General features: G+C 59.9%; 14 protein-coding genes. 8 read left to right on the top strand and 6 right to left on the bottom strand.

Annotation, left to right across the window (positions count from 1 at the left end; translation table 11 throughout):
- From VL547_RS11760 to VL547_RS11745, 4 genes are all read right to left on the bottom strand, one after another.
- Positions 1–1814: glycoside hydrolase family 15 protein (locus VL547_RS11760; protein ID WP_325577909.1), on the bottom strand; the 1814-nt coding region annotated here is incomplete at its 3' end.
- A gap of 118 nt (positions 1815–1932) precedes the next feature.
- Positions 1933–3231, bottom strand: a complete 1299-nt coding sequence (locus VL547_RS11755; protein ID WP_325577907.1) for a radical SAM protein — start codon at positions 3229–3231, stop codon at positions 1933–1935.
- Positions 3232–3858, bottom strand: a complete 627-nt coding sequence (locus tag VL547_RS11750) for a hypothetical protein (RefSeq protein ID WP_325577905.1) — start codon at positions 3856–3858, stop codon at positions 3232–3234.
- Positions 3859–3867: 9 nt separating this feature from the next.
- Positions 3868–4926, bottom strand: a complete 1059-nt coding sequence (locus VL547_RS11745; protein ID WP_325577903.1) for an agmatinase family protein — start codon at positions 4924–4926, stop codon at positions 3868–3870.
- 59 nt (positions 4927–4985) lie between these two features.
- Between VL547_RS11745 and VL547_RS11740 the strand changes: the two genes are divergently transcribed.
- Together VL547_RS11740 and ccsA are read left to right on the top strand one after the other, a co-directional pair.
- Entirely contained in the window at positions 4986–5393 is a 408-nt protein-coding gene (locus VL547_RS11740) for a cytochrome c maturation protein CcmE (protein ID WP_325577901.1), read from the top strand.
- Between the two features lie 12 nt (positions 5394–5405).
- Positions 5406–7883: a cytochrome c biogenesis protein CcsA gene (gene ccsA / locus VL547_RS11735; protein WP_325577899.1), complete on the top strand. Its 2478-nt coding sequence runs from the start codon at positions 5406–5408 to the stop codon at positions 7881–7883.
- Here ccsA and VL547_RS11730 read toward each other — a convergent pair.
- The gene (locus VL547_RS11730) at positions 7818–8090 is read right to left on the bottom strand and encodes a hypothetical protein (RefSeq protein ID WP_325577897.1); all 273 of its coding nucleotides are present in this window, start codon (positions 8088–8090) and stop codon (positions 7818–7820) included. The genes ccsA and VL547_RS11730 overlap by 66 nt on opposite strands.
- A 324-nt stretch (positions 8091–8414) precedes the next feature.
- On the opposite strand from VL547_RS11730, the gene VL547_RS11725 reads away from it, so the two are divergent.
- A complete protein-coding gene (locus tag VL547_RS11725; RefSeq protein ID WP_325577895.1) occupies positions 8415–9098 on the top strand; it encodes a DUF4294 domain-containing protein in 684 nt (227 codons plus the stop codon).
- 66 nt (positions 9099–9164) lie between these two features.
- Here the strand turns inward: VL547_RS11725 and VL547_RS11720 are convergent, their stop codons facing one another.
- Positions 9165–10103, bottom strand: a complete 939-nt coding sequence (locus VL547_RS11720; RefSeq protein ID WP_325577893.1) for a hypothetical protein — start codon at positions 10101–10103, stop codon at positions 9165–9167.
- A 145-nt stretch (positions 10104–10248) separates the two neighbouring features.
- On the opposite strand from VL547_RS11720, the gene bshB1 reads away from it, so the two are divergent.
- The 5 genes from bshB1 (at position 10249) to VL547_RS11695 (ending at position 14831) form a co-directional block, all read left to right on the top strand.
- Positions 10249–10986 (top strand): bacillithiol biosynthesis deacetylase BshB1, encoded by a 738-nt coding sequence (bshB1, locus tag VL547_RS11715; protein ID WP_325577891.1) that lies wholly within the window; start codon positions 10249–10251, stop codon positions 10984–10986.
- A 59-nt stretch (positions 10987–11045) separates the two neighbouring features.
- Positions 11046–11915, top strand: a complete 870-nt coding sequence (locus VL547_RS11710) for a carbon-nitrogen hydrolase (protein WP_325577889.1) — start codon at positions 11046–11048, stop codon at positions 11913–11915.
- A gap of 3 nt (positions 11916–11918) precedes the next feature.
- The gene (locus VL547_RS11705; RefSeq protein WP_325577887.1) at positions 11919–13031 is read left to right on the top strand and encodes an agmatine deiminase family protein; all 1113 of its coding nucleotides are present in this window, start codon (positions 11919–11921) and stop codon (positions 13029–13031) included.
- A 63-nt stretch (positions 13032–13094) separates the two neighbouring features.
- Positions 13095–14234, top strand: coding sequence for an acyl-CoA dehydrogenase (locus tag VL547_RS11700; RefSeq protein WP_325577886.1), 1140 nt, complete (start codon positions 13095–13097; stop codon positions 14232–14234).
- 132 nt (positions 14235–14366) lie between these two features.
- The gene (locus VL547_RS11695; protein WP_325577884.1) at positions 14367–14831 is read left to right on the top strand and encodes a hypothetical protein; all 465 of its coding nucleotides are present in this window, start codon (positions 14367–14369) and stop codon (positions 14829–14831) included.
- The last annotated feature ends 10 nt before the right edge of the window (positions 14832–14841 follow it).

Genomic DNA, 14841 nt, shown 5'->3' with positions numbered 1-14841 from the left:
GGGCCGCCCTGCGGCGACCAGGGATGACCGCATTCGGTGCGCTCCGGGAAAAGGCCAAAGGGGGCGTAAGCTTCCAGGCTTTTGAGGAGCGCGGCGGCGTGGGTTTTGTTACCGGCGGACAGCTCGTAGAGGGCGCGTTCGGCGGTCAGCAGGAGCGTGGCGTTGTCGTCGCCCGAGCGGCGTTGCCAGCACGGACCGAGGGGGGAATCGAGCCTCAGGTCGGCGTCCACGACGCGCAAAGTGTCGGTGACACGCGGGTCGTCGGGTTTGCGCAGGCCATAACGGACGAGCGACAGCACGTCGGGGGTGGCCGGTCCCGAAGGCTTGGAGCCCGGAGTCCCGGAGGCGGTATAATAGCCGGCGATCCTCTCCTGGCCCCGTCCGGGTCCGACGCGCACGTACATCCAGTCGTCGATGTGGTCCTGGTAATAGTCCGCGGTCTTGCGGCAATAAGTGGCGACGCCGGGCTGCCCGCGTTCGTCCGCCATGTCGGCGGCGGCCAGCAGCGCGGCAACGGTGACGCATAGGGTATGCAGGGAAAAAGCGTTCGCCTCGTCCCACCGATCCGCCGCGGGCTCGGGTCCGCCCGCGACCAGGTAGGTGGCGGCGGTCCAGACGAGGGGCCAGTAGCGTTGCATCCTGGCGGGGCTGAGCTGGAAGGTGCGGCGGCAGGTGTCGACCATCAGGATCACCTGGGCAACCTGGTCCCGGGCGACCTGCGCCGCCGCGGGGGTGCCGTCGGGGTGGAGCAGCCGCGGCCAGAAGCCGTTTTCCTCCTGGGCCGCCATGAGCCACGAGAGCAGCCGCTGGGCGTCGTCCCGGGCGCCAAGGGCCTGGTAGGCGTCAAAGGCGGCGGCGAGGTCGCGGGGGCGTACCCCTTCCCTGCTCACCAGGGCGCCGGGGTAGCTTTTCGATTCGACGGACCGCAGGACCATCGCGGAGGTCTTGACGTGGGCGCCCCCGAACATACCGGGGGCTACAGGTGAAAGCGTGTGTTGCCAGGCGCGCCAGGCGGCCATATAGCGTTCCCTCGCGGCGTCGAAGCCGTCGAGCAGGCTGGCCCAGGCCTTGGAGGCGGCTTCGCGTTCGGTGGCGCCAAAGCCGAGCGCGATGACGATCTCCGACTCCAGTCCGGGGGACCCCGGCTGGCCGGGACCGCTACCAGGAGCGACGGCGAGGTCGATCTCCGCGGTCAGCGCAACGTGTCCCGCGTCCGCGCGTTTGTAGGCGCGCGAGAGGCGGCGGTGGGCCGCCAGGTCCAGCCAGCCGTCGGAGATGCCCGCGTACCCCACGGAGGCGGTGGCAAAGGGATGGGAGCACAGCAGCGCGATCGTCACGCCGGACTTCTGTACCAGGAGCAAGGGCATACCCTTGAAGACGCTCACGCGCGCACTATGTAGGGCGCTGTCCCCCCCGATAAAGGGGGACAGCAACAAGAACAGACGATAGGGGGATCCGTTCAGCGGAGCAAAACGGCTCTTTTGCAACAACACGTCCCGCAAGGGGTCCGTGACGACCTCCTTGGTCAAGCGGTACCTGTTTTCCAGACAGGTGTTGGTCAGGCGATAGGCGGGAACGCCTTCTTCGAGGGTAGACTGGTCTTGAAGCGTGTGTCGTTTTTCCTCAGAAAAAAAGGCGGCGCCATCCGTTACGATCCATTCCAGGTTATGGAGACAGGGATGGCCGGCGTCGGGATACGACACCTCGCTGACGATGCCGCGGGATAGGGTGAAAAGGACTTTTGAAGAGGGGGTAAGCGCTGATCCGAGACCCGAAAGGGGGACGTTCACCCGGTAGGGTGGCTTCCCGGGCATACCGGGTGCAAGTTCTCGAATAGGGTCAGTGGTCAAAGGCATACCGGATTTGCCAAGCCTGTCGGCCTGGTCCTACAAAAATATACAAAATTGCCTGACATACAATGACAACGGGAAGTTAATGCGCAAAATCGGCCGAATAATCGCCTAAGATACGTTCCATCGGCGGATTAAAGTAGCCAAAACGAAGGGCGGGAAACTCCTCCCGGATCAGGCCCAGCATCTGGCCCATCCCCAGGCATTCGCCGGTCTCCGCGACGCCCAGGCGTCCGAGGTACCAGTCGGGGTCGATGTTAAAGTTGCGCCACTGGATCATGCACAGGTCCGTGTCGATGATCAGGCGGCGGAGCGCTTCGTATTCGGCTTCGCTGTCCGTCATCCCCGGAAAAACGAAATAGTTGATCGAGGTCCAGCCCCCGAAAGAGCGCACGACCTTGAGGCTTTCCACGATGTCCTCAAAGACGTAGTTGTTGGGCCGGTAATAGGGCGTGTATATCTCGGACCGCGCGGAGTTGGTGCTCACCCGGATGCTGTTCAGTCCGGCTTCGCAAAGGGCGCGGACCGCGTCCGGCTTGGAGCCGTTGGTGTTGATGTTGATGCTTCCCTTGGGGGTATGCCGGCGGATCTCGCGGATCGAGTCGCGGATGGTCTCCCACATCAGCAGCGGCTCGCCCTCGCAACCCTGGCCAAAGCTGACGATGGGGTAGGGGGCGGTCTCCAGGTGGGGCACGGTATATTCGACGATCTCTTCCGCGGTGGGCTTGAAGGTGAGGCGGTCCTGGGTGGAGGTGATCTGCTCGTCCTCGGGCTGGAAAGAGATACAGCCGATGCAGTTGGCGTTACAGGCGGGGGAAGACGGGATCGGACACTCCCAGCGGCCGATGAAATAGTTCCGGGCGGCGGGGCAGTGGTAGGTCAGCGCGCAGTTTTCCGCCAGGTGACGCACGAGGCGGTTGTGCGGATAGGCCTTCAGGAAGGTCGCGACGCCGGACTCGACTTTGGTCTCGTCAAAACCCGCGCTTTCCTGCCGGATGTCTGATTCGATGCGGACGGCGGGTACGTAGAATCCATCGTCGTACCAGCCCGCCGCGGTATAACAAAAGAGCGGGAGGGTGGGGGCTTCGGGTAACGTTTCGTAGGCGGCCAGGAAAAGACCGGTGTGCGCGGGGGGGATAAAGGCTGCTACGGCCCAACCCAATTCGCACAGCCGCATATCCCCGGTTTCCACGTCGATCCCGATCGCGCGGCGACCGGGGAGCTCGTACATCGAACCCCCTTCCGGCAGGGGTATCCATTCCTCGGTCGGGACGGGGTAAACGTCCCAACCGCTCCTTCCTACTGCATATAGGGAAGTATCCTCAAATATATTGCCCTGCCCGTCAGAGTATAACAGGAAGGGCGACGACGTAATGGGCATTTAAGACGGGGTATTTTGTTTCAACATCAAAGAGCAAAATTCGTTTATTTCCACGATTTCCGCGTCCAGCATCAGCTGGGTGACCTCGAACTGGAGGTAGCGGTTGCCCTTCAGGATAATCGTAAAGAAGTCCGGCCGGAGGGCCACGCCCTCCATCTGGCTCCAGGTGAACCAGCGGGGGCCGCCGGGGCGTGGGATACCCACCCCCTTGTCGGTGATGCTCACGAAGATGGGCTCGAACAGGGTGCGCTCGGTCCACGCCATGAAGGCAAACGCCAGCGACCAGCAGAGCAGGATGACGCCGTGGAAATAGGACGCCTTGTGCCAGAAGACGAACGACGCCAGCAGGACGAACAACCCGGACTCCAGCCAGCGCATGTTTCGGCTGGAAGAGGCATAGTCCTTTTCGTTGGGGAAGATGCGCCGCCCGAAAAGGGCGAAAACGGCGATCCAAAGACCGGTCAGGATCACCCCCGCCCACCAGGCGATGCTGTCGGAGCGGAACCCCTTCAGGATCGAAGCGCTGTAAAAGATGAAAACGCAACCCGCGAAAAAGTGCAGCGGTCCCAGGGTCCTTTTCCGGCGCTCAACGTCTGGTAACATCACGGCAATCCTGTATGCTTGCATAGGCTTTTGTTATGCCCCCCCTTTAGGGGTATTTGATCGGATCAGCAGGTAACTCAATTTCAGCAGCTGGCGCGCCCCCACGTTGGCGTCCCAATCGGTTGTCCCCGTCCCGACCTCCACGAGGTCGAAGCCGATGATCGACCGGCCGCTTTCCAATATCATACGACAAAGGTAATCCACCTGCGTGGTCCCCAAGCCTCCCGGAACGGGTGTACCCGTATTGGGGCACAACTTGGGGTCGAGCCCGTCGATGTCGAAACTAATGTAAACCTTATCCGGCAACTTGGACACGATCTCGTCGGTGATCGACTTCCAGGTCTCCCCCTCGATCTGTCGCCTCCCGATTTCCCGGTCGAGGTACGTAATGACCCGGTGACCGCTCCCGCAAACGTAGGCCCATTCGTCCTCGCTGTAATCCCGTATGCCCACCTGCACCAGCCGCGTCACCGCCGGCACGTCCAAGAGCACGTTGTACATGACCGACGCGTGGGAGTGGATAAACTGGGTGTAGGCCTTCCGAAGGTCGCAGTGCGCGTCGATCTGTAAGATGCCAAAGGAGCCATGCCGCTCCCCCAGCGCCCGGACGTATCCCAGGATCGTGCTGTGGTCGCCGCCCAGCAACCCTACCAGTTTCCCCCGCCCCAGGAGGGTCGAAGTTTGATCATAGACCCATTGGTTCAAAAAAGCGCTGCCCTCGTTTACCTCCCGGAGCGTTTTGGACATGAACTTGTTGGCCTCCACTGCCTCCCCTTCCGATATGTATTGTATATACAGCTCGGCTTCCTTGCGGAGGTAGTCGTTTTTCATCAGGATCCTTTTGTCCGGCGGCCGCATATGGATGCCCTGTTTCCAGGCTTCGGGCGCTTCGGGGTCGAACAGCTCCACCTGGAGCGAGGCCTGGAAGATATGGTCCGCCACCCGCGCAGTACCGGCGTGGTAGCTGACGGTTACCTCCCAGGGCACCGGGAGGATGACAAGCCGCGCGTCCTCCTCCGAGAACGGCAGGCCGAAGATGTTCTGCTTAGGGTTGCTGATACCGCTCGGGTCGAAGTGAGACAGGTCGGTCATGGGATGCAAATTAATAAAAAAGGGTGCCGTATCGCCTCGGTGCGCTAACTTTGCCCTCCATGAAGAAAGTCCATCTCCTCCTGCTCATCGTCATCGCGGCTGCCATCGGCCTGCTGATCAGCATGACGGGAGACCTGTCCACCTACGACACCCTGGCTTCCGCCCGTCAGAAGCCGGGCAAGTTCGTCCATGTGATCGCCAAGCTGGACAAGGGGCAACCCATCGTATACGACGCCGTGAAAGACCCTAACTACCTGAGCTTCTATGTAGTAGATTCCCTGGGGACCGAGACGAAGGTGATCTACCACAACCCCAAGCCCGCCGACCTGGAGTCTTCCGACCGGCTGGTGATCAAGGGGAGCATGCAGGGGCAGGTGTTCGATTGCAAGGACATCCTGCTCAAATGCCCGTCCAAATACAAGGACGACAAGGGCCAGGTGCAGAAACAACTCAACGCAAAATCATAGAAGGGGCTTCCCATGCAATTCATAGGTGAACATCTGTTGCCCGGGGAACTGGGTCATTTTTGTGCGATCCTCAGTTTCGCGGCGTCGCTGGTGGCGATGATCGCTTTTGCAAAGGCCGCGGGCGCGGAAGGCAGCGTCAGCGGCGCCGGCGCAGCCGGCGCCAAAGCGGGGGCCCTCGACGCACGCGCCAGCTGGCTGAGGCTCGCCCGCGCCGCCTTTTTCGTGGACATCGCGGCGGTCCTGGTGGTCGTAGTCACGCTGTTCCTTATCCTCACCAACCATTTCTACGAATATTTCTACGCCTGGAGCCACTCCAGCAACGAGATGCAAACGCGTTACCTCTTTGCCGGCTTCTGGGAAAGCTCCGAGGGCAGCTTCCTGCTCTGGACGTTCTGGAACTGTGTCCTCGGCGTGGTACTGATGCGTACCGCGGGGAAGTGGGAGGCGCCGGTCATGTCGGTCCTCAGCTTTGCGCAGTTCTGCCTGGCGTCGATGATCGTCGGGGTGTACTTCTACCAGGCCAAATTCGGGTCCAACCCCTTTATCCTGATGCGTCAGTTCGAGGCGGGGGCGCCGATCTTCGCCGACCCGAACTACCTGCAAAGCCCGACGATGCAGGACGGGCGCGGGCTCAATCCGCTACTGCAGAATTACTGGATGGTGATCCACCCGCCGATACTGTTCCTGGGTTTTGCCACGACCATCGTGCCGTTTGCGTATGCCGTATCCGCCCTGTGGAAAAGGGAATACGACGGTTGGATAAAACCCATGCTGCCCTGGGCGCTGTTCAGCGCCGCCATCCTGGGCACCGGGGTGATGCTGGGCGCGGCCTGGGCATACGAGTCCCTGACGTTTGGAGGCTTCTGGGCCTGGGACCCCGTGGAAAATGCCTCGATGGTCCCCTGGCTGGTCATGATCTGCGGGATACACACCGCGCTCGCCTATAAGCACAGCGGCCATTCTCTTCGGATCACGTTTTTCTTTTTTATACTGGCCTTCCTGCTGATCCTGTATTCCACGTTCCTGACGCGGAGCGGCATCCTGGGCGACACCTCGGTGCACTCCTTTACCGACCTGGGGATGAATACGCAGCTGTTGCTGTTCCTGGCGGTCTTCGTGTTACCGGCGCTGGCGCTCTTCGGGGTGCGGTACAAGGCGATCCCGTCCCTGAAACAGGAGGAGGCGCTGGATTCGCGGGAGTTCTGGCTGTTCGTGGGCGCGCTGATCCTTTTCCTGTCGTCCCTGTGGATCACCGGGCTCACCTCCATACCGGTGTACAACAAGGTCTTTGGTCAAAACGTCGCGCCGCCCGAAGACACCCTCTATGCCTATAACAAGATCATGATCCTGGTGGTTATCGTGATCGCCGTCCTGACGGGTCTTACGCAATACCTGAAATACAAAAAAACGGGCGGCCCGTTTTTCTACCGGAAGATGGCGGTCCCCGCCCTCATCGCCCTGGCGATCGCGGGTCTGGTCCTGGGTTTTGGTCATTTCGACTACCTGAAATACGGGGAAGGGTATCTGATCATGATCTACCTGGCGCTCGCCACGTCGATCTTCGCGGTCGTGGCCAACGCCGCCTATATCTGGGTGGGGCTGAAGGGCCGGATGAAAACGGCGGGCGCCTCCATCGCCCACGTGGGTTTTGGATTGATGCTGCTGGGTATACTGGTTTCGATGTCCAAGAAAAAGGTGATCTCCGAGAACACGTCCGGTATTTCCGTCCCGGGTATCACCGATGCCAAGGGTAAGCCCGACAACCCATTTGAAAACCTGACGCTCATCAAGGGCATGGACTTCCGTCTCAGCGACTACCGTGTAACCTTTACCGGCGATTCCGCCGGCGGGCCCAAGGACGGGAAGAAATACTACGCCCTCCATTTTACGCGGAACGACCCCAGGGAAGACTTCACGATCTATCCCGACGCCTTTATCAACCCGAAGGGGCAGGAGGGCATCCTGGCCAACCCCGCCAACAAAAAATACTGGAACCGGGATGTATTCGTCTACCTCACGTCGCTCCCCAGCCACGACATGACCGATGACACCTCTACCTACCGGGACCACTCGGTCAAACCGGGGGATACCTTGTTTTACAGCTCCGGCTTGATGATCCTCAACCGCATCGTGCTGGGCACCGGCGGGCGGGACGACGTCCCCGTAGCGCCCGGCGACACCGCCATTGCCGCCGACGTAACCGTCTGGGCAAAGGACAGTACGCTCCACAAGGCCCGTCCCGTGATGGTGCTCCATAACCGGCAGTTGTCGTATTTCCCGGATACAATGACGTCCCAGGGACTGATCCTGCGGGTTACCGGGGCGACCACCAAGGGCATCACCCTGGGGGTGCGCGAATCCAACGCCATCCTCGATTTCGTGACGGTCAAGGCCTACGTTTTCCCCTTTATCAACCTGCTGTGGCTAGGAACGGCGGTGATGGTGGTGGGGCTTTTCATGAGCGTGGCCCGCCGGTTGCGCGGGCGGTAGGCTGAGCGCCCTGACCAGGGAGTCTGTCCGGAACCGCAGCGTCGCCTCCATGGTCGAATCGCAGTCCATCCGGACGTCCTGGAGGACCACCTCCATTTTGCGCTCGTGGATGAGCCAGGCGTTGAGCTTTTGCTCCATGGTGACGGGGTGGCGGCAGGCGCTAGCGCTTATGACGATGGCCAGCGCGGCGAGCCGAGTCCGCGACATGCTTTGCGGAGTCCGCGACGTGCTTTGCCAGCGAATCGGCCAGATGGTGCTCCGCCAGGATTGAATCCTCGATAACTTTCCACCGTGCGGTGAGCGCGCTATCGCAATTCCGGCTGATCCGGGTGTAGGCGCTGTCGATTTTGCGTTCATAGATGGAATCCAGCTTGTTTTCATAACGTATCTCTTCCCGGTTGCGCGCGGCGGGCCCGTTGCATCCGTTAAATAACAAAAAATTAAGAAAAAACGCTCCGGAAAGCAGGGTTACTTTTAGCATTTTATAAAATCAATAGTAGGTACGGTTTTGCTATATTTACAGTCGCATCCATGGTGCCTTGTCCTCAAAAATACAGCATCCTCTCCAACCTTAGTACCCAGGGGTTGATAGTCGCACTTTTGGTCGGCTTCCTACCCGTCGTAGGCCATGCTCAGGACACGAGCGGCGTTACCCTGTACCGTAAGGCAGCCCCCGTTCAGCTCGGGAGGAACGACACCATCATCACCGGGGCCATCCTGTACGAAGGCGATACCATTCCCTACCGGGCATTGGCCGATATCTACGTCTGGGGCGGCACGCCCGCTCAGTACGCACGAATGATGGAAAAGTGGAACCGGCTCCGGAACGCCGTCTATGTCACGTACCCCTACGCCGTGGCCGCCGGCCGCGTGATCAACGACATAAACGCCCACCTGGCCTTCATGTCCGACGAAAAGGAGCGCAAGGCCTACATCAAGTCCCGCGAAAAGGACCTCCGCGCCCAATTCTCCAACCAGCTGGAACAGATGTCCATCTACCAAGGCAAGATCCTGATGAAGCTCATCAACCGCCAGACCGGCAACAACTGCTACGAGATCATCAAGGAATACAAGGGCGGTTTTAACGCGCGCCTCTACCAAACCGTCGCCTTCTTCTTCGGTTCCTCACTCAAACAGCCATACGACGCCGCCGGTGAGGATCAACCCATCGAGAGCGTCGTACAGGAAATCAACCGCATGTACTCGCGGCGCTAAGCGGGCCGCGGGGCCGCGGACCGAGGCCACACGGCCTCGCGGGCCAACATTTCACAAAAGGGATCTTTACTGGATATACGCCTGCGGATTGGCTATACTCGTGCCGCTTCGGATCAGGACGAACCGGAACTGACAGTGCTGGATGTTACTCAGGGCGGTGAGATTCTGGTTATCCGTAGTATAGACAATATCCGCGTCGCCCGTGGAAAATTCGCACGACCAGGCGTCCGTAATCAACGTGGGGACCGGGTAAAAATAATACTGCAACACAATGGGTAGCTGCCCGATTTTGCCGGCGGGCCATGGGCCCTCGTTGGTCGTATAGCCGGCTAGATTGCCGAAGGCGAAAACCCCGCCCGTATTGACGATGGAGCTGTCCAGGGCCTGGATGTGGTAATTGGTTTGGACGATGAACAGATTGATGGGTTCCTCCTGCGCGCTCGGGTCGCTCATGGGCACCCAGGCCGTATACAGGACATTGGGCGGACTTTCCAGGGAAACGCCAACCCCCCAGCCGCTCGCGAGCTTCGGCCCCCAAAGATCATGGGTGGTGGTATCCAGGTAAAAGTCCCCGACGATCCCCAGGCTCGAACCGGGCGCTCCCGAGCCGCTGTAAATTTTCGTGCCGGGTGCCCCCGTAGCGCCGGGTGCCCCCATAGCGCCGGTGGCTCCAGTAGCGCCGGTGGCCCCCGTAGCCCCCGCGGCCCCTGTCGCCCCCGTAGCGCCGGTGGCCCCGGTATCTCCCTGACCGCCTTTCAGGGAATAACCCGTCCCCCACCCGTCGGCCGTCTTTGGCCCATAGAGGCCCAAATTCTGGACATCCAGGTAGAAGTCCCCCACGTTCCCGATGGTGGCGGATGGCGCGCCGCTACCGCTGTAAATAACGGTTCCGTTAGCGCCGGCGGGTCCCACGACACCGGGCACGCCAGGAGCGCCCTGCGGGCCCGTTTTGGTGCAGCCCAGCGCCAGCGAGACCGCGAGGCAGAGCAGAGTAAATCGTTTCATACGCCAAATCTAACCAGCTGCATTCCGTTCACAGGGCCAATGGTTGTGAACGACGGGAATATGGGTGTTAACGGCGTCCAAATGGGGGCGACGCCGTGGCGGGGCCACCGAAAAAATGGTATATTCGCGGCCTTCAAACCACGGTATGAAATTAGACGTTCTCGCTATCGGCGTTCACCCGGATGATGTGGAGCTTTGCGCTTCCGGCACCCTCATGATGGAGAAGCTGAAGGGCAAAAAGGTGGGCGTTGTCGACCTCACCCGGGGGGAATTAGGGACGCGGGGGACGGCGGAGCTGAGGATGATCGAATCCGCAAAGGCGGCAAAGATCCTCGACCTGGACGTTCGAGAGAACCTGGGGATGGCGGATGGGTTCTTTAAGATCGATGAAGAGCACCAGCGCAAAGTGATCCGGGCGCTGAGGAAATACCGGCCCGAGGTCGTGCTGACCAATCCGCTGGAGGACCGCCATCCGGACCATGGGCGCGCGGGGAAGCTGGTGGCGGAATCGTGTTTCCTGAGCGGGCTCCGCAAAATCGAGACCCTCGACGACGACGGGCGGCCGCAAGAGCAATGGAGACCCAAGTATGTTTTCCATTTCGTACAGGACCGCTATTACACGCCGTCTTTCGTGTACGACATCAGTCCCGTTTTCGACCGCAAGATCGAAGCAATCCAGGCGTACTCGTCACAGTTCTTTTCCACGGAGTACAAGGAGAACGAGCCGCAGACGTACATCTCCACGCCCGGATTCCTGAACTCGATCACCGGGAGGCTGCAGATGTTTGGGAAAATGATCGGCGTGGCGTACGCGGAAGGGTTTATATCGGAAAAGATGCTTGGGGTGGACAGCCTCGACGCCTTTGTCCGGCGGGACACGTGAACCGTCCCTGTTTTCGCCGCGGCAGCGGCGCGTAATCGTGAAAGTGAAACAATAGATATATGGCAAAAGTTACCGTAGGCCTCGTGCAGATGTCCTGCACCGCCGACAAGGTGGAAAATCTGAAAAAAGCGGAGCAAAAGGTCCGCGAAGCCGCCCGAAAGGGGGCGCAGATCGTCTGTCTGCAAGAGCTGTTCACGTCGCTCTATTTTTGTGACGTGGAGGACTACGACAACTTCAAATTGGCGGAGCCCATCCCCGGTCCGTCGACCGACGCCCTCGGCAAGGCCGCGGCGGAAGAAGGCGTGGTGGTCATCGCCTCGTTGTTCGAGGCCCGCGCTAAGGGGATCTACCACAACACGACCGCGGTCATCGACGCGGACGGTACTTACCTCGGTAAATACCGGAAGATGCACATCCCCGACGACCCCGCCTACTACGAAAAGTTTTACTTCACCCCCGGCGACCTCGGCTATAAGGTTTGGAAGACCCGGTTCGGCACGCTGGGCGTGTTGATCTGCTGGGACCAATGGTACCCCGAAGCCGCGCGGATCACCGCGCTCATGGGGGCGGAAATCCTCTTTTATCCCACCGCCATCGGCTGGGCCACGTCGCAGGACGAGGCCACCAACAACGAGCAGTACAGCGCCTGGCAGACGATCCAGCGGAGTCATGCCGTGGCCAACGGCGTGCACGTCGTCAGCGTGAACCGCGTGGGTTTTGAACAGGACGGCGCGATGAAATTCTGGGGCGGGTCCTTCGTGTCCAACCCCTTTGGCTCCATCCTTTACCAGGCCTCCCACGACAAGGAAGAAACCGCCATCGTCACCATCGACACCGCCGAGACGGACCGCTACCGCACCCACTGGCCGTTCTTGCGCGACCGGCGGATCGATTCCTATGCCCCCATCGAAAAACGATACATCGACTGAGCCATGGGTATCATACAGTTCAAACCGAAGGTGCCCCAGGACGATATATTCGCCCATGCGTTGAATGAAGGCGGCCTCGACTCCACGCCGCGCGAGCAAGGCTACTACTTCCCCGCGGAATTCGCGCCCCATCGCGCCACCTGGCTGAGCTGGCCGCACAAGGAGGCGTCGTGGCCTGGCAAGATACAGACGATCTATCCGCGATACGCGGAGTTCGTCAAATACCTTTCGCGAAGCGAAGAGGTGTGTATAAACGTCAACGACGCCGCGACCCGGGCCGCCGCGACAGATCATCTTGCCAAGGCTGGCGCCGATCTTGCACACGTACACTTCTTCCTGCATCCCACCAACGACGCCTGGTGCCGCGACCATGGCCCCGCCTTCCTGGTCAACCGCGATCCCGCGAAGGGCAAGGCAATCGTCGATTGGGGCTACAACGCCTGGGGAAATAAATACCCCCCCTTCGACCTCGACGACGTCATCCCGACGCTCGTTGGCCGTGAATTGGGTCTCCCGGTATTCTACCCCGGCATCGTCATGGAAGGCGGCTCCGTCGAATTCAACGGCGCGGGAACCGTCCTGACCTCGACCTGCTGTCTCCTCCACGAAAACCGCAACCCGCACCTCGACCAGGCCGCCATCGAAGGCTATCTCCGCGACTATTACGGCGCCGAACAGGTCCTTTGGGTCTCCGAGGGCATCGTCGGCGACGACACCGACGGGCACATCGACGACACTGTGCGTTTCGTGAACGAAGACACCGTGTTGACCGTCGTGGAGGAAAACCCGTCGGACGAGAACTATGGACTCCTCCAGGCCAACCTCCGCGAGCTAAAAGCCATGCGTCTGTCGAGCGGCAAACCCCTCAACGTCATCGAGCTCCCCATGCCTGCGCCGGTTGTCTACGAGGACATGCGCCTCCCCGCCTCCTACGCCAACTTCTACATCGCCAACAAATACGTCATCGTCCCCACCTACCGCTGCGCCGCCGACGACCGCGCGCTCCGGATCATCCAGGAGTGCTTCCCTTCCCGGGAGGCCGTGGGGATCGATTCGACCGATATTATCTGGGGTTTGGGGAGCTTTCACTGCCTCAGTCAGCAGGAACCGGAATAACATACTAACAAATGTAAGTGCAAATCCCTATTTTAGCGTTTCAACCACAAATTGCGACGCTATATGTTATTTGAACTCTCAGAAGAGCATTTGATGATCCAAAAGGCCGCCAGGGACTTCGCGCAGCAGGAATGCCTGCCGGGGGTGATCGAGCGGGACGAGAAGGCACAATTTCCAAAGGAACAGGTCCGCAAGCTCGGGGAGCTTGGATTTATGGGGATGATGGTCGACCCGGCGTACGGCGGGTCGGGGATGGATACCATCAGCTATGTGCTGGCCATGGAAGAGATTTCCAAGGTGGAGGCGAGCGTGAGCGTTTGCATGTCGGTGAACAACAGCCTGGTGTGCTGGGGGCTCGAAAAGTATGGGACGGAGGAGCAAAAGCAACAGTACCTCACCCGGCTGGCCAGTGGGGAGGTCATCGGCGCGTTCCTGTTGAGCGAGCCGGAGGCGGGGAGCGACGCGACGTCCCAGCGTACGGTGGCCGAGGATATGGGTGATCATTACCTGGTGAGCGGTACCAAGAACTGGATCACGAACGGTTCTACGGCCGACATATACCTGGTGATGGCACAGACGCACAAAGACAAGGGGAGCCATGGCATCAATGCCCTGATAGTGGAACGGTCGTGGCCTGGCGTCACGGTGGCCGCAAAAGAAAATAAGATGGGTATCCGCGCCAGCGATACCTGTTCTATACTATTTACAGACGTTCGTGTTCCGAAGGAAAACCGGATCGGAGCGGATGGGTTCGGGTTTACTTTTGCCATGAAAACACTCGCCGGTGGGCGCATCGGCATCGCCAGCCAGGCGTTGGGGATCGCCAGCGGCGCCTACGAACGCGCGCTCGCCTATGCCAGGGAACGCAAGGCGTTTGGCACCGAAATCATGAACCACCAGGCCATCGCTTTTAAGCTGGCGGATATGGCCACGCGTATAGAAGCCGCGCGCCTGCTGATTTTCAAGGCAGCCTGGCAAAAGGACAACGGCCAGGACTATACGGCCTCGTCTTCGATGGCCAAGGTCTTTGCGTCCGAAACCGCCATGTGGGTGACAACCGAGGCCGTACAAATCCACGGGGGCTACGGCTATGTCAGGGAATACCACGTCGAGCGGATGATGCGCGACGCCAAAATCACCCAGATATATGAAGGTACGAGCGAGGTACAGCGAATCGTTATCAGCCGTTCCATCTTAAAATAAGGATGCCTGATCCTTTTGCCGTCTCATATTTATTACCTAGGTTTAAGCCTTATCTCTCTACAGCCATTTACCTACGACCCGATTGTTCTGTGCCAGCCTGTTACGCAGGCTTAATGTATTAAATCGCTTGTGATGAATGAGACTTTGACCAAGGACAAGGTAGAAACGGGTACGGTTATTTTTTGGGACCCGGCCATCCGAAGGGCGTTGACGGAGCAATCGGCGCTGCAATGGATTTGTTCGGCCAAACCGGTGTTCGGCAGTATCTATGACCTTTGCCTGATCGCCAAGGTGTCGGAAGGCTGGTATATCACGGACAGGCCGCAGACGCCGGGAGCGTTTGCGTATCCGGTCAACCTTCGTTTTGCGCAGCCCCCGGCCTTCCGGTTCGATTGTGCAGTGGAGACGATGAGCCCGCTGGAGAGCAGGCTGTTAAAACAAGTGCAACCCTTCCGCCAGAAATTGTGTTATACCCAGCGCGTCGAAATTCCCCGCGGCCACGCGGTGCTGAGCGGTCAAATCGTGTACGACGTATTCAAGAACGAGGTCCGTCAACCTACGGCGCACACCCCTTTTAGCATACCATTGAAGGAATGACTATGTTTGC

Origin of the sequence: Dinghuibacter sp. (assembly GCF_035492835.1) — a bacterium.
GTDB lineage: Bacteria > Bacteroidota > Bacteroidia > Chitinophagales > Chitinophagaceae > Dinghuibacter.
This window is presented reverse-complemented; position numbering and strand designations above follow the sequence as displayed.